At 56.2% G+C, this 21,398-nt stretch carries 17 protein-coding genes and 3 tRNA genes; 12 read left to right on the plus strand and 8 right to left on the minus strand.

What is annotated here, in order from left to right; genetic code table 11:
- The first annotated feature begins 18 nt into the window (after positions 1-18).
- Positions 19-894 (plus strand): LysR family transcriptional regulator AmpR, encoded by an 876-nt coding sequence (gene ampR, locus ACNQ0T_RS14505; RefSeq protein ID WP_038415122.1) that lies wholly within the window; start codon positions 19-21, stop codon positions 892-894.
- A gap of 29 nt (positions 895-923) precedes the next feature.
- Here ampR and frdD read toward each other — a convergent pair whose 3' ends face one another.
- From frdD to frdA, 4 genes are read right to left on the minus strand one after another with little or no spacing between them, the layout of a single operon-like run.
- Positions 924-1,283, minus strand: coding sequence for a fumarate reductase subunit FrdD (gene frdD / locus ACNQ0T_RS14510; protein WP_000609653.1), 360 nt, complete (start codon positions 1,281-1,283; stop codon positions 924-926).
- 10 nt (positions 1,284-1,293) lie between these two features.
- Positions 1,294-1,689: a fumarate reductase subunit FrdC gene (gene frdC / locus ACNQ0T_RS14515; protein ID WP_003855953.1), complete on the minus strand. Its 396-nt coding sequence runs from the start codon at positions 1,687-1,689 to the stop codon at positions 1,294-1,296.
- 10 nt (positions 1,690-1,699) lie between these two features.
- Positions 1,700-2,434 (minus strand): succinate dehydrogenase/fumarate reductase iron-sulfur subunit, encoded by a 735-nt coding sequence (locus tag ACNQ0T_RS14520; protein WP_022646809.1) that lies wholly within the window; start codon positions 2,432-2,434, stop codon positions 1,700-1,702.
- Positions 2,427-4,217, minus strand: a complete 1,791-nt coding sequence (gene frdA, locus ACNQ0T_RS14525) for a fumarate reductase (quinol) flavoprotein subunit (RefSeq protein ID WP_023305293.1) — start codon at positions 4,215-4,217, stop codon at positions 2,427-2,429. Before frdA ends, ACNQ0T_RS14520 begins: the two co-directional genes overlap by 8 nt.
- A 310-nt stretch (positions 4,218-4,527) precedes the next feature.
- Here frdA and epmA point away from each other — a divergent pair, with 310 nt between their 5' ends.
- Positions 4,528-5,505 carry an elongation factor P--(R)-beta-lysine ligase gene (epmA, locus tag ACNQ0T_RS14530; protein WP_003855960.1) on the plus strand — a complete coding sequence of 326 codons (978 nt, stop codon included), beginning with the start codon at positions 4,528-4,530 and terminating at the stop codon, positions 5,503-5,505.
- Between the two features lie 178 nt (positions 5,506-5,683).
- Positions 5,684-7,183: a glutamate/gamma-aminobutyrate family transporter YjeM gene (gene yjeM / locus ACNQ0T_RS14535; RefSeq protein ID WP_032625184.1), complete on the plus strand. Its 1,500-nt coding sequence runs from the start codon at positions 5,684-5,686 to the stop codon at positions 7,181-7,183.
- Between the two features lie 39 nt (positions 7,184-7,222).
- Here yjeM and mscM read toward each other — a convergent pair whose 3' ends face one another.
- From mscM to rsgA, 3 genes are all read right to left on the minus strand, one after another.
- On the minus strand, positions 7,223-10,546 hold the full coding sequence (gene mscM, locus ACNQ0T_RS14540) for a miniconductance mechanosensitive channel MscM (RefSeq protein ID WP_022646812.1): 3,324 nt from the start codon (positions 10,544-10,546) through the stop codon (positions 7,223-7,225).
- 19 nt (positions 10,547-10,565) lie between these two features.
- Positions 10,566-11,534, minus strand: a complete 969-nt coding sequence (gene asd, locus ACNQ0T_RS14545; protein ID WP_022646813.1) for an archaetidylserine decarboxylase — start codon at positions 11,532-11,534, stop codon at positions 10,566-10,568.
- Between the two features lie 97 nt (positions 11,535-11,631).
- Positions 11,632-12,684, minus strand: coding sequence for a small ribosomal subunit biogenesis GTPase RsgA (rsgA, locus tag ACNQ0T_RS14550; protein WP_072202591.1), 1,053 nt, complete (start codon positions 12,682-12,684; stop codon positions 11,632-11,634).
- 107 nt (positions 12,685-12,791) lie between these two features.
- On the opposite strand from rsgA, the gene orn reads away from it, so the two are divergent.
- From orn to ACNQ0T_RS14570, 4 genes are all read left to right on the plus strand, one after another.
- Positions 12,792-13,337, plus strand: a complete 546-nt coding sequence (gene orn / locus ACNQ0T_RS14555) for an oligoribonuclease (protein ID WP_003855965.1) — start codon at positions 12,792-12,794, stop codon at positions 13,335-13,337.
- 196 nt (positions 13,338-13,533) lie between these two features.
- Positions 13,534-13,609 (plus strand) — tRNA-Gly (locus tag ACNQ0T_RS14560).
- Positions 13,610-13,654: 45 nt separating this feature from the next.
- Positions 13,655-13,730 (plus strand) — tRNA-Gly (locus ACNQ0T_RS14565).
- A 45-nt stretch (positions 13,731-13,775) separates the two neighbouring features.
- Positions 13,776-13,851, plus strand: a tRNA-Gly gene (locus tag ACNQ0T_RS14570).
- Positions 13,852-14,121: 270 nt separating this feature from the next.
- Here the strand turns inward: ACNQ0T_RS14570 and queG are convergent.
- Positions 14,122-15,261 carry a tRNA epoxyqueuosine(34) reductase QueG gene (queG, locus tag ACNQ0T_RS14575; protein ID WP_015572463.1) on the minus strand — a complete coding sequence of 380 codons (1,140 nt, stop codon included), beginning with the start codon at positions 15,259-15,261 and terminating at the stop codon, positions 14,122-14,124.
- Here queG and nnr point away from each other — a divergent pair.
- From nnr to miaA, 5 genes are read left to right on the plus strand one after another with little or no spacing between them, the layout of a single operon-like run.
- Entirely contained in the window at positions 15,260-16,783 is a 1,524-nt protein-coding gene (nnr, locus tag ACNQ0T_RS14580) for a bifunctional ADP-dependent NAD(P)H-hydrate dehydratase/NAD(P)H-hydrate epimerase (protein ID WP_038415132.1), read from the plus strand. The genes queG and nnr overlap by 2 nt on opposite strands.
- On the plus strand, positions 16,776-17,237 hold the full coding sequence (gene tsaE, locus ACNQ0T_RS14585) for a tRNA (adenosine(37)-N6)-threonylcarbamoyltransferase complex ATPase subunit type 1 TsaE (RefSeq protein WP_003855970.1): 462 nt from the start codon (positions 16,776-16,778) through the stop codon (positions 17,235-17,237). The genes nnr and tsaE overlap by 8 nt, the downstream gene beginning before the upstream one ends.
- Before the next feature lie 16 nt (positions 17,238-17,253).
- Positions 17,254-18,594 (plus strand): N-acetylmuramoyl-L-alanine amidase AmiB, encoded by a 1,341-nt coding sequence (amiB, locus tag ACNQ0T_RS14590; protein WP_022646817.1) that lies wholly within the window; start codon positions 17,254-17,256, stop codon positions 18,592-18,594.
- 9 nt (positions 18,595-18,603) lie between these two features.
- Entirely contained in the window at positions 18,604-20,448 is a 1,845-nt protein-coding gene (mutL, locus tag ACNQ0T_RS14595) for a DNA mismatch repair endonuclease MutL (protein ID WP_417930189.1), read from the plus strand.
- Positions 20,441-21,391 (plus strand): tRNA (adenosine(37)-N6)-dimethylallyltransferase MiaA, encoded by a 951-nt coding sequence (miaA, locus tag ACNQ0T_RS14600; protein WP_063163224.1) that lies wholly within the window; start codon positions 20,441-20,443, stop codon positions 21,389-21,391. The genes mutL and miaA overlap by 8 nt, the downstream gene beginning before the upstream one ends.
- Positions 21,392-21,398 lie beyond the last annotated feature (7 nt).

A 21,398-nucleotide genomic window follows, 5' to 3' on the forward strand; every position in this document is an offset into this window, starting at 1 on the left:
TTTCTAACGGAAGAGACCATGACGCGAAGCTATCTCCCCCTCAATTCGCTTCGAGCCTTTGAAGCCGCCGCGAGACATCTCAGCTTTACGCATGCGGCCATTGAGCTGAACGTGACCCATTCAGCCATTAGCCAGCATGTGAAAACGCTGGAGCAGCACCTGAACTGTCAGCTGTTCGTTCGCGTGTCGCGCGGGCTGATGTTGACTACCGAGGGAGAAAACTTACTGCCGGTACTGAATGATTCGTTCGATCGTATAGCCGGAATGCTGGATCGCTTCGCTAACCATCGTGCGCAGGAGAAGCTGAAAATCGGCGTGGTGGGTACGTTTGCCATCGGGGTTTTATTCTCACAGCTGGACGATTTTCGCCGTGGCTATCCGCACATCGATCTTCAGCTTTCCACCCATAACAACCGCGTTGATCCGGCTGCCGAAGGGCTTGACTATACGATCCGCTACGGTGGCGGGGCGTGGCATGGCACCGAGGCTGAATTTCTTTGTCATGCGCCGCTCGCGCCGCTGTGTACGCCCGATATCGCCGCCAGTCTGCACAGTCCGGCCGACATCCTCAGGTTTACGCTGCTGCGCTCCTACCGACGCGACGAGTGGACCGCGTGGATGCAGGCGGCCGGCGAACATCCCCCTTCGCCAACGCACCGTGTGATGGTATTTGATTCGTCCGTGACCATGCTGGAGGCCGCTCAGGCAGGGGTAGGTATTGCCATTGCGCCTGTCGATATGTTTACCCATCTGTTAGCCAGCGAGCGCATTGTGCAGCCCTTTGCAACGCAGATTGAACTCGGCAGTTACTGGCTGACCCGATTGCAGTCCCGGGCAGAAACGCCTGCCATGCGCGAATTTTCCCGGTGGCTGGTGGAGAAGATGAAAAAGTAAAAAGCCCGCCGGATGGCGGGCCTGTTCAGTCAGATGGTGACCACGGCAATCAACGTGACGACCGTCAGAATGGTTGCCAGACCGTAGAAGACCCATTTACCGCTTGGCACATGGATTTTCAGATCGTGCATCGCATGGTGGATACGGTGCAGACCACACCACAGCGGCAGGACGATCATCAGGAAGATGAACACCCGGCCAATAAAGCTGCTCGCAAAGGCCAGTACGCGCTCATAGCTCAGCGCATCGCCCGGAAACAGCCCCAGCGGCAGCATAATACCGACCAGCAGGATAATGACCGGGGCAATAATGGCGCTCCACATGCCGCCTGCGCCAAACAGCCCCCAGAAGACCGGCTCATCTGAACGTTTTGGATTTGGATTGATCACAGTAGTCTCCTTACCAGAACAGTGCGACAAACAGAATGACCACAGAGACAACTGCCGTCACTGCCCAGAGCCCTTTAATAACCGGCTCTGGCCCCATTTTTTCGCCTTTTACAATGATGTTCGCTGCTTTTGGCGCCAGTTCAAACCAGGTTTTGGTATGCAGTAGCGCGGCTGCGAGCACAATCAGATTCAGAACCACGATGATTGGGTTTTGCAGGAAACCCACAAAACTGGCCCAGGCTTCCGGGCCGTGCTTGAGGGCATACACCCCGTACATCAGTTCGAGGCTGAACCAGACCGCGGGAACAGCCGTGCCTTCACGCAGCATATAGAAGCGATAAAACGGCAGTTTTTTCCACCAGGTGGACGGCATTGGTCGCACGTAGGCTTTGCGTTTAGTCGTCATCATGCACTCCTTAGCGTGGTTTCAGGGTAGCGATAAGAAAGTCTTTCGAACTTTCCACTTTTCCCTGCTGAATAGCGGCGGCCGGGTCGACATGCTTCGGACAGACTTCGGAGCAGTAACCGACAAACGTGCAGGTCCAGACCCCGTTCTGGCCGTTAAGCTGTGCCATACGTTCTTTTTTGCCGTGGTCGCGGCTGTCCTCGTTATAGCGGTGCGCCAGAGTAATGGCGGCCGGGCCGATAAACTCAGGGTTCAGGCCAAACTGTGGACAGGCGGCGTAGCACAGGCCGCAGTTGATGCAGCCGGAAAACTGATGGTATTTCGCCATCTGCGCGGGCGTTTGGGTGTTTGGCCCCTGATCCGGCGTGCGCGGGTTGCCGATGATGTACGGCTTAATCGCTTCGAGGCTTTCGATAAAGTGGGTCATGTCGACCACCAGATCGCGCTCAATCGGGAAGTTGCCCAGCGCTTCAACCTTGATGCCTTTGGTGTAATCACGCAGGAAAGTTTTACACGCCAGCTTCGGCACTTTGTTGACCATCATGCCGCAGGAGCCGCAGATTGCCATGCGGCAGGACCAGCGGTAGCTCAGGTCCGGGGCCAGGTTATCTTTGATATAGCCGAGCGCATCCAGCAGGGAGGTTTGCTCGTCGTAAGGGACTTCATAGAAAGCGCTGTGCGGCGCGGCGTCCACTTCCGGGTTGTAGCGCACCACTTCAACTTTCAGTTTTTGCATCTCAGCCATTCGCCTTCTCCTTCTTATCGGCGGCTTCTGCTTCTGCACCGTACACGCGTTTCGCCGGTGGCAGCGTAGTGATTTTCACGTCGCTGTAGTCCAGACGGGTGGTACCATCCGCATCGCGCCAGGCGAGAGTATGTTTAAGGAAATTGACGTCGTCACGTTCGGTGCAGCCCTCATCCAGGCGCTGGTGTGCGCCGCGGGACTCTTTACGCGCCAGGGCGGAATGGGCCATACACTCTGCGACGTTCAGGCCGTGGCCCAGTTCAATGGTATAGAGCAGGTCGGTATTGAAGACGCTGGAGGTGTCGGTGATGCGCACGCGCTTGAAGCGTTCCTGGAGTTCCGCCAGCTTGTCGACGGTTTTCTGCATCAGCTCTGGCGTACGGTAGATCCCGCAGCCTTCTTCCATCGACAGCCCCATTTCGTCGCGGATCTTCGACCAGTTTTCGTTACCTTCCTGGTTCACCAGGCCTTTCAGGCGTTTTTCGATGTCTGCAACCTGCGCATCCAGCGCCGCGCTGTTAGCTTCACCTGCCGTTGCGGCACGCTCCATCGCGCGTTCGCCCGCCATGCGACCAAAGACCACCAGCTCAGCCAGCGAGTTCGAGCCCAGACGGTTTGCGCCGTGCAGACCGACGGAGGAACACTCACCCACCGCAAACAGCCCTTTGATGCGGGTTTCGCACTGCTGGTCGGTTTCGATACCGCCCATGGTGTAGTGCGCGGTTGGACGCACCGGGATCGGCTCTTTCACCGGGTCGACGCCCACATAGGCTTTCGCCAGCTCGCAGATAAACGGCAGACGCTCCAGCAGTTTCTTCTCGCCGAGATGACGCAGGTCGAGATGTACCACGTCGCCGCGCGGCGTTGAGATGGTGTTGCCTTTGCGCCATTCGTGCCAGAAAGCCTGAGAGACTTTGTCGCGTGGGCCGAGTTCCATGTATTTGTTTTTCGGCTCGCCAAGCGGGGTTTCCGGACCCATGCCGTAATCCTGCAAATAGCGATAGCCGTTTTTGTTGACCAGAATACCGCCTTCGCCGCGGCAGCCTTCCGTCATCAGAATACCGGAGCCCGGCAGGCCGGTTGGGTGATACTGGACGAACTCCATATCACGCAGCGGGACGCCGTGGCTGAGCGCCATGCCCATACCGTCACCGGTGACGATGCCGCCGTTGGTGTTGTAGCGGTATACGCGGCCCGCACCGCCCGTTGCCATCACCACCGCCTTAGCGCGGATCTGGACGAGCGTGCCTTCCATCATGTTCATTGCTACCAGTCCGTGCGCATGACCGTCGTCGACCAGAATGTCGAGAACGAAATGTTCGTCAAAGCGCTGGATTTGTGGGAACTGGAGGGAGGTCTGGAACAGGGTGTGCAGCATGTGGAAGCCGGTCTTATCGGCGGCAAACCAGGTGCGTTCGATCTTCATGCCACCGAAGCGGCGGACGTTGACGCTCCCGTCCGGACGGCGGCTCCAAGGACATCCCCACTGTTCCAGCTGGGTCATTTCCGTTGGGCAATGGTGTACGAAGTAATCAACGACATCCTGTTCGCAAAGCCAGTCGCCCCCTGCAACCGTGTCGTGGAAATGGTATTCGAAGCTGTCATGATCCTGCGCGACGGCGGCGGATCCTCCTTCTGCGGCTACCGTGTGGCTGCGCATCGGATAGACTTTTGAAATCAATGCGATTTTGGCGTTCGGATTGGCTTGTGCCGCAGCAATTGCAGCGCGTAATCCAGCCCCGCCAGCGCCTATTACGGCAAGATCGGCTTGAAAAGTTTGCACGACATTCCTCCAGATTTTGGTTTTCCCGCAACGTGATGAGCTAAAGGACGTTCACCTGCCCAAACGGACGATTGCGGAAGCGATTCCACTGCTCCTTTATGGGTAAAACAGTATAACCGCGTAGAAGTGAGGGAAATTTGACGTGTTCGATTTTTTTGCTGTTCTGTGCGGTGATTTATCATCGTGATTAATGAATGACGTCACAGTATTTCTCTGTGCAATGAAAAGGGGCTTTTACTGTGCAAAATTTGTCTCTGCCCCGGCTTGCGAGTAGACTTCGTGCCCTTGTCTGAAAACGGAGAAATAACTCATGAGCGAAACGGCCACCTGGCAGCCGAGCGCATCCATTCCAAACCTGCTAAAGCGCGCAGCAATTATGGCGGAGATCCGCCGCTTCTTTGCGGATCGCGGTGTCCTGGAGGTGGAAACGCCGTGCATGAGTCAGGCGACGGTCACGGATATTCATCTGGTCCCGTTTGAAACCCGTTTTGTTGGCCCAGGCCACTCTCAGGGCATGAATCTGTATCTGATGACCAGCCCGGAATACCATATGAAGCGTCTGCTGGCGGCCGGGTGTGGTCCGGTCTATCAGCTGTGCCGTAGCTTCCGTAATGAAGAGATGGGCAGACACCATAATCCGGAATTCACTATGCTGGAGTGGTACCGCCCGCACTACGACATGTATCGTCTGATGAACGAAGTCGACGATCTGCTCCAACAGGTGCTGGATTGCGCGGAAGCTGAAACGCTCTCCTATCAGCAGGCCTTCCAGCGTCATCTGGAAATTGATCCGCTGTCGGCTGATAAAACACAGCTGCGTGAAGTGGCGGCAAAACTGGATTTGAGCAACGTGGCGGATAACGAAGAGGATCGCGACACGCTGCTGCAACTGCTGTTCACCTTTGGTGTTGAACCGCAGATTGGCAAAGATCGTCCGACGTTTGTCTATCACTTCCCGGCCAGCCAGGCTTCACTGGCGCAGATCAGCACCGAAGATCACCGCGTGGCGGAGCGCTTTGAGGTGTACTTTAAAGGCATCGAGCTGGCGAACGGTTTCCATGAGCTGACCGACGCGCGCGAACAGCAACAGCGTTTCGAGCAGGATAACCGCAAGCGCAACGCGCGCGGTCTGCCGCAGCAGCCGATTGACACCAACCTGCTGGAAGCGCTTAAAGCCGGTCTGCCGGACTGCTCCGGCGTGGCGCTGGGTGTGGATCGCCTGGTCATGCTGGCGCTAGGCGCAGAACAACTGGGCGATGTGATTGCCTTTACGGTCGATCGCGCATAAAGGATTGCCGGGTGGCGCTGTCGCTTACCCGGCCTACTTGGTCATTTAACTCTGCCACATTAAAAACTACTATCTTCTCTATGCACGGGTCTTTTTCTTAATTTGACTCGGATAGCCACAATATTTGTCTGGTCATCTGCTACCATCCGCGCAGTTTAATTCCGTTTCGGATGGTTATATGTCTCACTCACTCAAAAAAATGACCCTTACCGGGCTCATCCTGATGATTTTTACGTCAGTTTTTGGCTTTGCCAATAGCCCGTCCGCGTTTTATCTGATGGGCTACAGCGCGACGCCGTTTTATATCGTTTCCGCGCTGTTCTTCTTTATTCCGTTTGCGCTAATGATGGCGGAGATGGGGTCGGCGTACAGGAAAGAAGAAGGCGGCATCTATTCGTGGATGAACAACAGCGTCGGTCCGCGTTATGCGTTTATCGGTACGTTCATGTGGTTTTCATCCTATGTCGTCTGGATGGTCAGCACGGCGGCCAAGGTCTGGGTGCCGTTCTCAACGTTTCTCTTCGGTGCGGATAAAACGCAGGTCTGGTCTCTGGCGGGGCTGAGTTCCACACAGGTGGTCGGTATTCTGGCGGTGTGCTGGATGGTGGTTGTCACGCGGGTGGCCTCGAAAGGCATCAACAAAATTGCCCGTATCACTGCCGTTGGCGGAATTTCCGTGATGTGCCTGAACCTGGTGCTGCTGCTGGTCAGTATCGCTATTCTGTGCCTGAACGGCGGGCATTTCGCACAGGAAGTCAACTTCGTTTCATCGCCTAATCCGGGTTACCAGTCCGGGCTGGCCATGCTCTCCTTCGTGGTGTTTGCCATCTTTGCTTACGGTGGAATTGAAGCCGTGGGCGGGCTGGTCGATAAAACCGAAAACCCGGAAAAGAACTTCGCCAAAGGCATTATCTTTGCCGCCATCGTCATTTCCATTGGCTACTCGCTGGCGATTTTCCTCTGGGGCGTCAGCACCAACTGGCAGCAGGTACTGAGCAATAACACCACCAACCTCGGCAACATTACCTACGTGTTGATGAAAAGCCTGGGGGTGACGCTGGGCAACGCCATGGATCTCGCGCCGGAAACGTCGGCCACCCTGGGGATCTGGTTTGCGCGGATTACCGGTTTGTCGATGTTCCTCGCCTATACTGGCGCGTTCTTCACGCTGATCTACTCGCCGCTGAAAGCGATTATTCAGGGGACGCCAAAGGCGCTGTGGCCCGCACGTATGACGCAGCTGAATGCTGCCGGTATGCCTGCCAACGCGATGTGGATGCAGTGCCTGCTGGTGTGCGTGTTCATTCTGCTGGTGTCCTTTGGCGGCGATACCGCGTCGGCGTTCTATAACAAGCTGACCCTGATGGCAAACGTATCGATGACGCTTCCGTACCTATTCCTGGCGCTGGCGTTCCCGTTCTTTAAGGCGAAGCGGGATCTGGAGCGACCGTTTGTGATCTTCAAAACCCGCGTGGCGACGCTGCTGGCGACCACTGTTGTGGTGCTGGTCGTCGCGTTCGCCAACATCTTTACCGTCATTCAGCCCGTGGTTGAGGCAAATGACTGGAGCAGCACGCTGTGGATGGTTGGCGGACCGATCTTCTTCTCGCTGCTGGCAATGGGGATTTATGAGAACTACCGCCGCCGCATGATGACCTGCGTGGCAGAAGTGGCATAGCGGATGAAAAACCCCTCCCGGAAGGGAGGGGGAAATGGATTATAAACTTCCCGCCGGGCGCGAACGCGCCGCAGACGTCAACGTTCTTCCCGTCTTACGTCCGTCCAGCGTTTCCAGACGCATCTGGAAAGGTGGGAACGGCATATCAATTCCGTGCTCGCGGAAGCCAGCCAGGATCAGCTGGTGGATCTCATGGCGCAGCGGCATACGGTGTCCCATCTCGGCGGCGTAGATACGCAGCTCGAAAATCTGGATCCCCTGCTGCAAATCAACCAGGAAGACTTCCGGCGGCGGGTTGTCGATGACCAGCGAACAGCGTTCAGCAGCCGTATACAGGATCTGCGTCACCTCTTCGCTGTTGGCATCCGACGGAGCGGGTACGGTCAGCACCACACGCGTGACGGAGTCAGACAGCGACCAGTTGATAAACTGCTCGGTGATAAACGCTTTGTTCGGGACGATGATCTCTTTACGGTCCCAGTCGCTGATGGTGGTGGCGCGGGTGTTGATCCTGGTGACGCTGCCGGTCAGATCGCGGATGGTCACCGTATCGCCAATTCGAATCGGCTTTTCAAACAGAATGATCAGACCCGAGACGAAGTTGGCAAAGATCTCCTGTAAACCAAAGCCCAGGCCTACGGTCAGGGCGGCAACCAGCCATTGCAGTTTTGACCATTCGATACCAATCATCGAGAAGCCAACCAGCCCACCAAACAGCATGATTAAATACTTGGTAATGGTGGTGATCGCATAGCCTGTGCCGGGGGTTAAATCCAGATGCTGCAACAGCGCCAGCTCCAGCAGGGCAGGGAAGTTACGGATCAGCTGTGTGGTGATAATTAGTACCAGAATCGCAATCAGCACGGCCCCTAAGGTGATGGGCTCCAGGCTTTCGACCCCCTGCACCGTCGACGTCACATCCCACAAAGAGATGTTCTCCAGGAAGCCAAACGCAGAGTGGATTTCCGACCACAGGAAGATCACCGACAGCAGGGCAACCAGCATCAGAATTGAGCGTACCAGCCGCAGGGACTGGGTACTGATCGCATCGAGATCCAGTTCGACGTCATCGGCGTCTGAAGTCCCTTCGGTGCTGTTGACGTGGTTCGGCTCTTCCTCACCCCGCGCGCGCTGGGCCAGTATTTCTGCGCGACGATGTTTGGCACGGTCAAACGCCAGACGACGACGCTGGATCAGCATGCCGCGGCGAATAACATGGTAGACCACCAGCAGCAGGAACCAGATAGCTACTGACGTTTCCAGTCGTGCGAGCAGCGCTTGCGATGTGGCGAGATAACCGACAGCCGCCGCCAGCATCGCCGCCAGCGGTGCGCTAAGCAGCAGGTTCCACAGCAGACGGTTAAACATGTTATCGCCACTGCCGGACTTGTCGAGATAGAGCGGGATCCCGGCGCGCTTCAGGCTGAGCGTCACTACCGCTAATGCCCCGCAGATCAGCATAAAGCACAGCCGTCCCAGCGAGCCGGAGAACTCCCGGTCATTGAGATTATCGAACATGATCAGCGCCATAATTAGCGGCACAATCAGCCCGATGCTCATCAGGTAATAGCGCATCGCCCGCGCCACGCGATTACGCGGCCAGCCAAAGTGAGCGATGAACAGACCATTTGGCCGCGCAAACGTGGCGCAAATCATCACCACCCACAGCAGCGGAACGGTGGCGGTCACGCCATCGCCAATTGCGACGGCAAGCGGATAGGGCCAGGCTTCACGCAGGCCGTATCCGAGCGTCATCCACAGCACCGGCAGCGGAGACGCGACCAGAATTGACCAGAACACTGTACGCAGCGTCAGCCAGAAGTGATCCTGTGTCACTTTCCCCACCCGGGCGCTGGAGCGCTCAAGGAAACGGGTGAAGTGGCGACGGGAATAAATACTGAAACCCACCAGAATCAGTGCCCCCAGCAGCGGGAAGATGGTCTCCTTACTGGTGAGCATCATCACGCTGGCGAGACCCAGCTGGCTGAAGGTGTCCAGCGAAATGAGGCGGCGCAGATCCTGCACGATCTCAATCGGCCAGGCGAAGGTCATCGGCCGCACGTCGGATGTCCAGAACAGGTAACGGTGCGTGGCTTCGTTGACCTCTTTCAGCGCGTCCTCCAGCTGGCTGTTTGAGACTTTCAGCTTGGTGAGCTCGAGGATCAGCGTATCGCCCCCCTGCAACAGGGAATTGAGCAGTTCGCGTTGGGTGCGCAGCTGCGCTTCCAGAATACGGCTTTGCTCGCCGGTGAGCGGCTGTCCGTCAGCCTGACGGATCTGGCGGATTTGCGGCTGCTTATTAAGAAGGTCTTCATAATGAAGACGCTGAACGCGCAGCTGCGCCATCTCCGTATCAAGCTGCTGCGGTTTTGGCATCTCTGGCAGACGAGCCACCTGTGCGCGTAACGCTTCGCCCAACAGGTTAGACGAGCCAAGCCACTGGGACTGTTCACGCAGCGTGTTGAGAGCCTGACGAACCTGGAGGGTTTGATTAGTGGCCTGACGCTGCTGCGAGGCCACCAAATCCATGCGCTGCGCCTGCTGATTCAGCGCGGCAGAAAGCTCTCGGTTAACCTTAAACTGGGCGACGATGCTGTCGGGCAGGTTAGCGCTGTTTTCGGCCAACAACTCGGTGCTTTCCAGCGCACGTTCAGCTTCACGCTGACGCTGGCTGTTGAGTTGATTTCTCAGCGCCTGGAGATACGCATCCAGCTGTTCGCTCTGCTTCTGCGCCAGTTCCGAACGCATCCGTGACAGCTCCTGGCGGTTATTAGCAGAAAGCTGTGCCAACTCCAGTTCATCAACCAGCGCTTTTAGTCTGGCGGATTCCGCCTGTAGCCCAAGATTTTGGGCCTGATTCTGCGGGGTGTTGCCGGTCTGCGTCCCAATGCGGCGTTCCACCTCATTTAACTGACGGCGGGCATCGGTTTGCTGCTGTGGAAGCTGACTGAGAGAGTCGGCAATTTCACGCGCCCGTTCCTGCTCCTGCTGTGCCAGACGGCTTTTTTCCAGCAGCTGGCTGCTGACTTGCAGGATCTCCTGATTCAGCGCCTCGGACGTCATCCCTGCGGGTACCTGGCGTGGTTCATCACGCAGGCTGTTTAACTGCGAGCGCAGGGTTTGAGAGAGTTTGGGGAAGTTGTCGATAACCTGCTGATATTGCTGGGCGCGCTCAAGAGAACCCTTTCGTTCCTCAAGTGCGTTCAGTGCAGACTGGAGCGACTCAACGGCCTCCGGCTGAGCGGGTTTCGCCGCTTTTGCCTGCTCCAGCTCCTGGGTAATCTGTTTGGCGTCGGGGGCCGTCGCTGCGTACGCCCCCATGCTGAGGCACCAGGCCATCAGTAATACGATAATCGGGCGCACGTCAGCGATCCTTCTGTTGTTAACCTTCGTCTTTTTTGTCGTCAACCAGCGGGCTGGCATCGTGCTCGGCTTTGATCTCTTCTTCCGGCAACGGGGCTGGCGCAACGTCTGGCGTTGCAAAGACCTCCGTCGATACTGCCAGAGGCTGGCCGAGTTTGGTCACGGACAGGCTTTCCAGCTCGTCGACAAGGTTAACTTTGCCCGGTGCGAACAGGTTGATTACCGTTGAGCCCAGCTTGAAGCGGCCCATCTCCTGACCTTTCAGCAGGGCCACAGAACCTTCTTCTTCCCCGGCAGGCCAGGTCCAGCGCTTGATCACGCCTTCGCGTGGCGGCGTAATGGTGCCCGCCCAGACGGTTTCGATGCTGCCCACAATGGTAGCACCTACCAGAATCTGCGCCATTGGGCCAAATTCAGTATCAAACAGGCAGATGACGCGCTCGTTACGGGCAAACAGGTTAGGGACGTTTTGCGCCGTCAGGTGGTTTACAGAGAACAGATCCCCCGGCACGTAGATCATCTCGCGCAGGATGCCGTTACACGGCATATGAACGCGGTGGTAGTCGCGTGGGGAGAGATAGGTGGTCGCGAAAGTCCCGTTGCGGAACAGATCCGCCATTATGTAGTTACCGGCCAGCAGCGCTTCCAGGCTGTAGTTATGGCCTTTCGCCTGCAAAATTTTGTCGTCTTCAATTTTACCCAGCTGGCTGATCACGCCGTCAGCAGGCATCACCAGCACGTTCGGGTCGGTATTCAGCGGACGCACTTCGTCGCGCAGCGGACGCACAAAAAATTCGTTGAAGGTGCGGTAGCTTGCCGTATCCGGTTTCTGCGCTTCTTTCATGTCGACCTTGTAGTATTTCACGAACAGGTCGATGACCAGTTTGGTCAGCCAGCCCGCTCGTTTGCTCGCGCCCCAGCCCGCCAGGCGAGTGAGCCACAGTTTAGGCAGAATGTATTGAAGCGAAAGTTTAAATGAGTTTAACAAGGTAGCCTCCAGGCCATTGTTTTGTCGTTCCTGATCCGGCAGTACGCTGCCGGAACCTGAAAAAAGGGGACGATTTTAGCGACGCTTAGCTTAGTTGTCAGTTATCAGAATCAGAAAAGTTTTTACGCGTTTTTACCTGGTCCATGCTTTCGAGAATACGATGGTAATTTTCGAAACGGGTTTCCGCTATTTCACCGTTCTCCACCGCTTCGCGGATGGCGCAGCCCGGATCGTTGTCATGTTTACAGTCGCGGTATTTGCAAGCGCCTATATAGTCATGGAATTCGACAAATCCGTTAAAGATTTGTTCCGGCTCGAGATGCCAGAGACCAAATTCACGCACACCCGGGGAGTCAATCACATCGCCGCCGTGCGGGAAGTGATAGAGACGTGAGGCGGTGGTGGTGTGCTGGCCCAGCCCGGAGACGTCCGACACATCGTTGGTCAGGATTTCTTGCTGAAGGCCGAGCAGGTTGTTAAGCAGGCTCGATTTACCCACGCCAGACTGCCCTGCAAAGATACTGATGCGGTCGGTCAGCGCATCTTCTAACGGCTTCAGGCCATCTTTGGTGCGGCTGGAAACCATCAAAACGCGATAACCAATATTGCGATAGATATCCATCTGCTCATTCACAAAGGCCATGGCCTCGTCATCCAGCAGATCGATTTTATTCAGCACGATGAGCGGCTCAACCTGTAGCGTTTCGCAGGCCACCAGGTAACGGTCAATAATGTTGAGCGAAAGTTCGGGTAAAATCGCTGAAACGATCACGATCTGGTTGATATTGGCGGCAATGGGCTTTACGCCGTCGTAGAAATCAGGACGGGTCAGAACCGACGTGCGTTCATGCACGGCTTCAACGATACCTTTAACCGTTACCCCTTCCGCAGCCGCTTTGCCTGGACGCCAGACCACGCGGTCACCGGTCACCAGGGAACGGATGGTGCGACGGATATTGCAACGGTGGATGTCCCCGTCGGCAGACTCGACATCGGCATGCATACCGAAGCGGCTAATCACCACGCCTTCCGTCGCTTCGCCAAACAGGTTGTCGTCGTAATCGGGCTTCTCCGTAGTGGTTTTAAGACGGCGCTGGTGATTTGCATTCACGCGGCGCTGCTGCCCTTTGGAGAGTTTATTTTTACTCAATCGCGCTGGCTCCTGGTCGCCCATAGCGGGCAAAACCTCTATGATACACTCTAATTAATACTAGTTAACCTGCTACTGCCGGTTAAGCGAGAAGGGTGGAAAATAACATGAGCGCGGACGAAAACAACCTGATTTGGATCGATCTGGAGATGACCGGCCTGGATCCCGAGCGCGATCGCATTATTGAGATCGCCACACTGGTCACCGATGCCAACCTCAATATTCTGGCGGAAGGCCCAACGATTGCCGTGCACCAGTCCGATGACCAGCTTGCGCTGATGGATGAGTGGAACGTGCGTACCCATACTGGCAGCGGGCTGGTGGAACGCGTGAAGGCCAGCACTCTGGGCGACCGCGAAGCGGAACTGGCGACGCTTGAGTTTCTGAAGCAGTGGGTGCCGGCAGGAAAATCGCCTATCTGTGGCAACAGCATTGGGCAGGATCGTCGTTTCCTGTTTAAGTACATGCCGGAGCTGGAGTCCTACTTCCACTACCGCTATCTGGATGTGAGCACCTTAAAAGAGCTGGCTCGCCGCTGGAAACCGGAAATTCTCGACGGCTTCACAAAGCAGGGGACGCACCAGGCAATGGACGACATCCGTGAGTCTGTTGCGGAGCTGGCGTACTATCGCGAAAACTTTATTAAGCTTTAATTTTGCGATCCGGCGCCTTGCGTGGCCGGGTTTTTGTCGCTAAATTGTTCAGCTTGCCGATTAAATAAGCACTTGAACTGAATTTCAAAAAAATCGCTTTGAGGGGGGTTGCAGCTAAACGGATTTCTCGTATAATGCGCCTCCCGTAACGACAGAGAATTACACGTTACGACAGCAACAAAAGCAGTACAGATTTGCGGGAATAGCTCAGTTGGTAGAGCACGACCTTGCCAAGGTCGGGGTCGCGAGTTCGAGTCTCGTTTCCCGCTCCAAAATTTGAAAAGTATCGCAAGATACGCCAGCACCAGAACACCCAAGCGGGAATAGCTCAGTTGGTAGAGCACGACCTTGCCAAGGTCGGGGTCGCGAGTTCGAGTCTCGTTTCCCGCTCCAAAATTTGAAAGTATCGCAAGATACGCACAGCACCAGAATACCCAAGCGGGAATAGCTCAGTTGGTAGAGCACGACCTTGCCAAGGTCGGGGTCGCGAGTTCGAGTCTCGTTTCCCGCTCCAAATTCTTCTTCTTTCCTAAATTATCCACAGCGAAATGCTTCGTTGGGGACGTTTTCTATTGTATCTGAAACACTCTTGTAAACAGAGTTATCCACAGAAACTGTGATAAATCCCAGTTGTGCAAAATGTTAGCAGGGTGAATAATATCTTCGTAATTAACTGTAATCTATGAAGAAAATTTGATTTCAAAATGTTATTGAGATCACTTGACCTGTTTGCTAAACCTTATTGCGCCTGAATTCTTATTTTTATTCACAGCCTGTGAATATATCACACATCCCGTGGCAGCCCTTTTTCAATCACCCTGACCAGGCGCTGTTTCTTCGGTAACTGCACTTCAACCACGCCGGCATTTCGCTTCTCAATTTGCTGCGCAATCGCCCATTCTATGTGCTCATCAAGAAGTGGGTGCTCACCTCTGCGGCTTTCAAGCGCCTGAAGATTGGCTTCATCCCATGGGGCATTACCCAGCGCAACAGCCACATTACGCAGCCAGCGCAGGTGGCCGATACGACGTATGGCGGAACCTTCCGTCACCTTCAGGAACCAGGCTTCGCTCCAGGCGAACAGTTCGATCAACTGCGGGGCATGTAACGCCTTGCGGGGACTGAAGTCTTCTTCGTCCGTCAACTGTGAATAACGGTTCCACGGACAAATCAGTTGGCAGTCATCACAGCCGTAGATGCGGTTGCCAATAAGCGGACGAAATTCCTCTGGAATAGCACCTTCCAGCTCGATGGTGAGATAAGAGATACAGCGGCGCGCATCAACGGTATAGGGTTCAACGATAGCGCCCGTTGGGCAGATGGTCATACAGGCCACGCAGCGGCCACACCCTTCTTCCACCGGACCGTCTACCGGCAGGGGTAAATCAATCAACAGTTCACCCAGGAAAAAGAATGAGCCCGCGTCGCGGCTTAAGATAAGTGAGTGCTTACCTGTCCAGCCAAGCCCGGCTTTTTCGGCGATCGGGCGCTCAAGAATAGGCGCAGAATCGACAAAGGGTCTAAAATTCAGCGAAACACAGTGCTGCTGAATGGTTTCCCCGAGCTTTTTTAGACGGTTGCGCAGAAGTTTATGGTAATCACGTCCCAGCGCGTATCGGCTGACGTAACCCAGCGAAGGATTTTTTAGCGTGCGCGCAAAGGCCGCGTTAGCGGGCAGATAGTTCATGCGTACGCTAATGACGCGCAGCGTACCCGGCAACAGCTCGTGGGGGCGGGCACGCATCATACCGTGACGCGCCATCCACTCCATCTCGCCGTGGTATTGTTTATCCAGCCATGCCTGTAGCTTAGGCTCGCTGGCAGAGAGGTCGGTATCGGTAATACCGACCTTCTGGAAGCCCAGTTCAGCACCCCACTGTTTTATTTTTTGCGCTAATTCATTGAGATCGAGGGGCTGTGACATGACGGACCATACTGTGAAGAAAAACCCCGCAAGTATACCACATTCCATCTGGCATGCGGATGACCTCCGTCGGGCCGAAAAAGAGGCCGCAGATAGCCTGGGCGTTACCCTTTATGAACTGATGCAGCGCGCGGGCGAGGCGGCGTTTAACGTAGCGCGCACGGCTTATCCGGATGCCTCGCACTACCTGATTCTGTGCGGGCACGGCAATAACGGTGGCGATGGCTATGTGGTGGCTCGTCTTGCGGTGGCGGCGGGGCTGCGCGTTACCCTGCTGGCGCTGGAGAGCGACAAGCCGCTACCGGAAGAGGCTGGCATGGCGAGAGAGGCCTGGCTGAATGCGGGGGGCATTATTCATGCGCCTGATATTATCTGGCCCGAGGATGTCGACGTGATTGTTGATGGTCTGCTGGGGACGGGGCTGATGCGCGCGCCTCGCGATGACGTCGCCGCGCTGATTACCCACGCTAATGCGCACCCCGCCCCGGTGGTGGCGCTGGATATTCCCTCCGGCCTGATGGCGCAAACCGGCGCGACGCCGGGCGTGTCGATTGAGGCTGCGCACACCGTGACCTTTATCGCCCTGAAGCCGGGTTTGCTTACCGGTAAAGCGCGGGATGTCGTGGGGACGTTACATCACAACGCACTGGGGCTGGAAAACTGGCTGGCTGGACAGGATACCCACATCACCCGCTTTGATGCCTCCCTGCTTGCTCAGTGGCTGCCTCCGCGCCGCCCCACATCCCATAAGGGTGATCATGGCCGGCTGCTGATTATCGGTGGCGATCATGGCACGGCAGGTGCGATTCGCATGACAGGAGAGGCCGCGTTGCGCAGCGGTGCCGGATTAGTACGCGTGCTGACCCGCAGCGAAAACATTCCGCCGATTATTACCGCGCGGCCGGAGCTGATGGTCCACGAGCTTGCCCCACAGGCGATTGAAGAGGGTCTTGAGTGGGCGGACGTGGTAGTCATTGGTCCGGGCTTGGGTCAGCAGGAGTGGGGTAAACAGGCCCTGCAAAAGGCCGAGAATTTTCGTAAGCCGATGCTCTGGGATGCCGACGCGCTTAACCTTCTGGCAATAAACCCGGATAAGCGTCACAATCGCATTCTGACGCCACACCCCGGCGAAGCCGCACGGCTGCTTAACTGTAGCGTGGCAGAAATTGAAAGCGATCGCTTACTTTCAGCCCAACGTCTGGTAAAACGTTACGGAGGTGTTGCCGTTTTGAAAGGGGCGGGGACCGTTATCGCCAGCGATGATGCGATGGGCATCGTTGATGCCGGTAATGCAGGCATGGCGAGCGGCGGCATGGGTGATGTGCTCTCTGGCATCATTGGCGCATTGCTCGGACAGAAACTTCCCCTTTATGATGCAGCCTGTGCTGGCTGCGTGGCCCACGGTGCGGCGGCTGACAGGCTGGCTGCTCGTTACGGAACGCGCGGTATGCTGGCCACCGATCTTTTTTGCACGCTGCGGCGTGTTGTTAACCCGGATGTGATTGACGTAGAAAATGACTAATCGAGCGATTCCTTTACCTGATGAACAAGCCACTTTAGATCTCGGCAAGCGCGTGGCGCAGGCCTGTCAGGGGGCGACCGTCATTTATCTGTATGGTGATTTAGGCGCGGGTAAAACAACCTTCAGCCGTGGTTTTTTGCAGGCGTTAGGCCATAACGGGAACGTAAAAAGCCCGACTTATACGCTAGTAGAACCGTACACGCTTGAAAATATCATGGTGTACCACTTTGATTTATATCGTCTTGCGGATCCTGAGGAGCTGGAATTTATGGGGATCCGCGATTACTTTGCCAACGACGCCATTTGCCTGGTGGAGTGGCCGCAACAAGGTGCGGGTGTGCTGCCTGACCCGGATGTCGAAATTCACTTGGATTATCAGGCACAAGGGCGTGAGGCGCGCATCAGTGCGGTTTCCTCATCAGGCTGTTCCTTACTGGCGCGTTTAGCCGGTTGAGCGTAGGGATAACGGGATGATTAATCGCGTTAAAGGTTGGATTTTGGCAGCCACGGTTCTGCTGTGCGCGCAGGCCGGTGCGGCCAGCCTCTCGGATATTCAGGTGTCGAATGGCGATAGCCAGGCCCGCATTACCTTCAGCTTTATGGGCGATCCTGAATATGCTTTCTCACAAATCGACAGCCGCAGCGTGGCGCTCGATATTAAACAGTCCGGGGTGATCCAGGGGCTGCCGCTCCAGTTCAGCGGCAACAATCTGGTGAAAAGCATCCGTTCGGGGACGCCGAAGGATGCGCAGTCTCTGCGTCTGGTGGTCGATCTCACCGAAAAGGGCAAAACGAAGGCGGTTAAGCAGCAAAACGGCGCCAGTTATACGGTGGTTTTTACCATTAATGCTGATGTTCCGCCGCCGCCACCGCCTGCACCTGTGGTAGCAAAACGCGTAGAAGCGCCGGTTTATACCCCAAGGCCGTCTGAGCCAGCCCGTAATCCGTTTAAATCACAAAATGACCGACTTACCGCCGTGACCAGCAGCAACACGGTGACGCGTCCGGCGGTCAGCGCGCGGCGAACGCCGGTCAGTGGCGACAAAGTGATTATCGCCATCGACGCCGGACACGGCGGGCAAGATCCTGGCGCGATTGGCCCGGGCGGCACGCGGGAGAAAAACGTCACTATCGCCATTGCCCGTAAGCTGCGTGCGCTTCTGAATGACGATCCGATGTTTAAAGGGGTCATGACCCGCGACGGAGATTACTTTATTTCAGTGATGGGACGCTCGGATGTGGCGCGTAAGCAAAACGCCAACTTCCTGGTGTCGATTCACGCGGATGCTGCGCCGAACCGTAACGCCACCGGCGCGTCGGTATGGGTGCTGTCGAACCGTCGTGCCAACAGTGAAATGGCGAACTGGCTTGAAGAGCACGAGAAGCAGTCTGAACTGTTAGGCGGGGCAGGCGATGTGCTGGCAAACAGCCAGGCCGATCCGTATCTCAGCCAGGCGGTACTGGATTTACAGTTCGGTCATTCTCAGCGCGTCGGGTATGATGTCGCCACTAACGTACTCAACCAGCTGCAAAGCGTCGGATCGCTGCATAAGCGTCGTCCGGAACATGCGAGCCTCGGTGTCCTGCGTTCGCCGGATATTCCGTCGATTCTGGTAGAGACGGGTTTTATCAGTAATCACGGTGAAGAGCGTTTACTGGGAAGCGACAGCTATCAGCAGCAAATTGCTGAAGCGATTTATAACGGTCTGCGTAAATACTTTGACGCGCATCCGCTTCAGTCTGCGCCGCAGGGCGGGGCAGCCCAGACGGCAAGCGCCGCGCTGCCGGGTGAGATGACCGCGACTAATTAAGGAGAGTTCATGCCGATTCAGGTTCTACCGCCGCAGCTCGCGAACCAAATCGCCGCCGGTGAGGTGGTGGAACGCCCTGCATCGGTGGTGAAAGAGCTGGTGGAAAACAGCCTCGATGCAGGGGCGACCCGCATTGATATCGATATTGAACGCGGGGGCGCAAAGCTTATCCGCATTCGTGATAACGGCAGTGGCATCAAAAAGGACGAGTTGGCGCTGGCGCTGGCGCGTCATGCCACCAGTAAAATTGCGTCACTTGACGATCTGGAAGCGATTATCAGCCTGGGTTTTCGCGGCGAAGCGCTGGCCAGTATCAGCTCCGTTTCCCGCTTAACGTTGACTTCCCGCACGGTCGACCAGCAGGAAGCCTGGCAGGCCTACGCCGAAGGGCGCGATATGGACGTCACGGTTAAACCAGCGGCGCACCCGGTAGGCACCACGCTTGAAGTGCTAGATCTTTTCTATAACACGCCCGCCCGGCGCAAGTTTATGCGAACCGAGAAGACCGAATTCGGACATATCGACGAGATCATCCGCCGCATCGCGCTGGCACGCTTTGATGTCACTCTTAACCTCAGTCATAACGGTAAGGTGATGCGTCAGTACCGGGCAGTGGCGGAAGGCGGGCAAAAGGAGCGTCGGCTGGGCGCCATCTGCGGCACGCCGTTCCTGGAAAAAGCGCTGGCCATTGAGTGGCAGCATGGCGATTTGGCCCTGCGCGGCTGGGTTGCCGATCCGAACGCCAGTAGCGCCGCGTTTGCTGAGATTCAGTACTGCTACGTCAACGGTCGAATGATGCGCGACCGTCTGATTAACCACGCCATTCGCCAGGCCTGTGAAGATAAGCTCGGCACCGATCAACAGCCCGCCTTTGTGCTTTATCTGGAGATCGACCCGCATCAGGTTGACGTTAACGTGCACCCCGCCAAGCACGAGGTGCGTTTCCACCAGTCGCGTCTGGTGCATGATTTTATCTATCAGGGCGTCGTTAGCGTTTTGCAGAAGCAGGCTGAGCCAACGCTGCCGCTGGAAAACGACGTTCCTGCACCGCGATCGCTGCCAGAAAATCGCGTGGCGGCCGGACGTAACCATTTCGCTGAACCCGCAGTCGCGCGCGAACCAGTGGCTCCGCGTTTTTCGTCAGCGGGAAGCGCACCGCGCCCGACGGGCGCCAACTACCCAAATGCCCAGCCGGGGTATCAAAAGCAGCAAGGTGCGTTATACCGTAAATTGCTGGACACCCCAGCCGTGGAACGGAAAGAACATATTGAGGTATCGCCGTCTTCCCTTGACGGACATAGCCAGAGTTTTGGCCGGGTATTGACGATTGTCGCCCCGGACATGGCACTGCTTGAACGTGAGGGGAAATTGATGCTGCTGGCGTTGCCGGTAGCGGAACGCTGGCTTAAACAGGCGCAACTGACGCCAGGGGAAAACGCCGCCTGCGCTCAGCCGTTACTGATCCCGGTTCGGTTGAAAATAAACCATGAGGAAACAGGGGTTTTGCAGCGTGCCCAGGCGCTTCTTGCCGAAATGGGGATTGAAATCGTACTGGACGCGCAGCATGTGACAATTCGCGCAGTGCCTTTACCCTTACGCCAACAAAATTTACAAAACTTGATTCCCGAACTGATAGGCTACCTGGCGCAACAAACGACGTTTGATGCCGCCGATACCGCGCAGTGGATCGCCCGCCATCTGGCCAGCGAACATTCGCCGTGGAGTATGGCGCAGGCGATTACCGTTCTGGCAGAGGTGGAACGCCTCTGTCCACAGCTGGTGAAAGCGCCGCCAGGTGGTTTGTTACAACCTGTTGATTTAAAAACGGCGATGACCGCCCTGAAACATGACTGATGTAAGTAAGGCGAGCCTGCCAAAGGCGATTTTTTTAATGGGGCCAACGGCCTCCGGTAAAACGGCGTTAGCCATTGAGTTACGTAAAGTTTTGCCAGTAGAGTTGATTAGCGTTGATTCAGCCCTCATTTACCGAGGAATGGACATCGGCACGGCGAAGCCCAACGCAGACGAACTGCGTGCGGCACCGCACCGTTTACTGGATATTCTCGACCCGGCACAGGCTTACTCCGCAGCAGATTTTCGCCGCGACGCCTTAGCTGAGATGGCCGAGATTACCGCCGCGGGACGCATACCGCTGTTAGTTGGCGGCACGATGCTCTACTTTAAGGCGCTGCTGGAGGGGTTATCGCCTCTGCCATCGGCCGATCCGGAAGTGAGAGCGGAGATTGAGCGGCAGGCGGCAGAGCAGGGGTGGGACGTTTTGCACAGGCAACTGGAAGAGATTGACCCGGTTGCCGCAGCGCGGATCCACCCAAACGATCCGCAAAGGCTTTCCCGGGCACTGGAAGTTTTTTTCATTTCGGGTAAAACTTTAACGGAACTGACGCAAACGTCAGGAGACGCTCTGCCGTATCAGGTGCATCAGTTCGCCATCGCCCCGGCGAGCCGTGAACTGCTCCATCAACGAATTGAGCAGCGTTTTCATCAGATGTTGGCTTCAGATTTTGAAGCAGAAGTGCGGGCGCTTTTTGCCCGTGGAGATTTGCATACGGACATGCCTTCCATTCGTTGTGTGGGATACCGCCAGATGTGGTCGTATCTTGAAGGCGAGATTTCATACGATGAAATGGTTTATCGAGGTGTTTGCGCCACGAGACAGTTAGCGAAGCGCCAGATCACCTGGTTGCGCGGTTGGGAGGGGGTTCACTGGTTAGACAGTGAAAAACCACAACAGGCGTTAAACGAAGTGATTGAGGTTATTGGTGATATCGCTGACTGAATGTGTA

Source organism: Enterobacter cloacae complex sp.6700776, assembly GCF_048284255.1.
Classification (GTDB): Bacteria; Pseudomonadota; Gammaproteobacteria; order Enterobacterales; family Enterobacteriaceae; genus Enterobacter; species Enterobacter intestinihominis.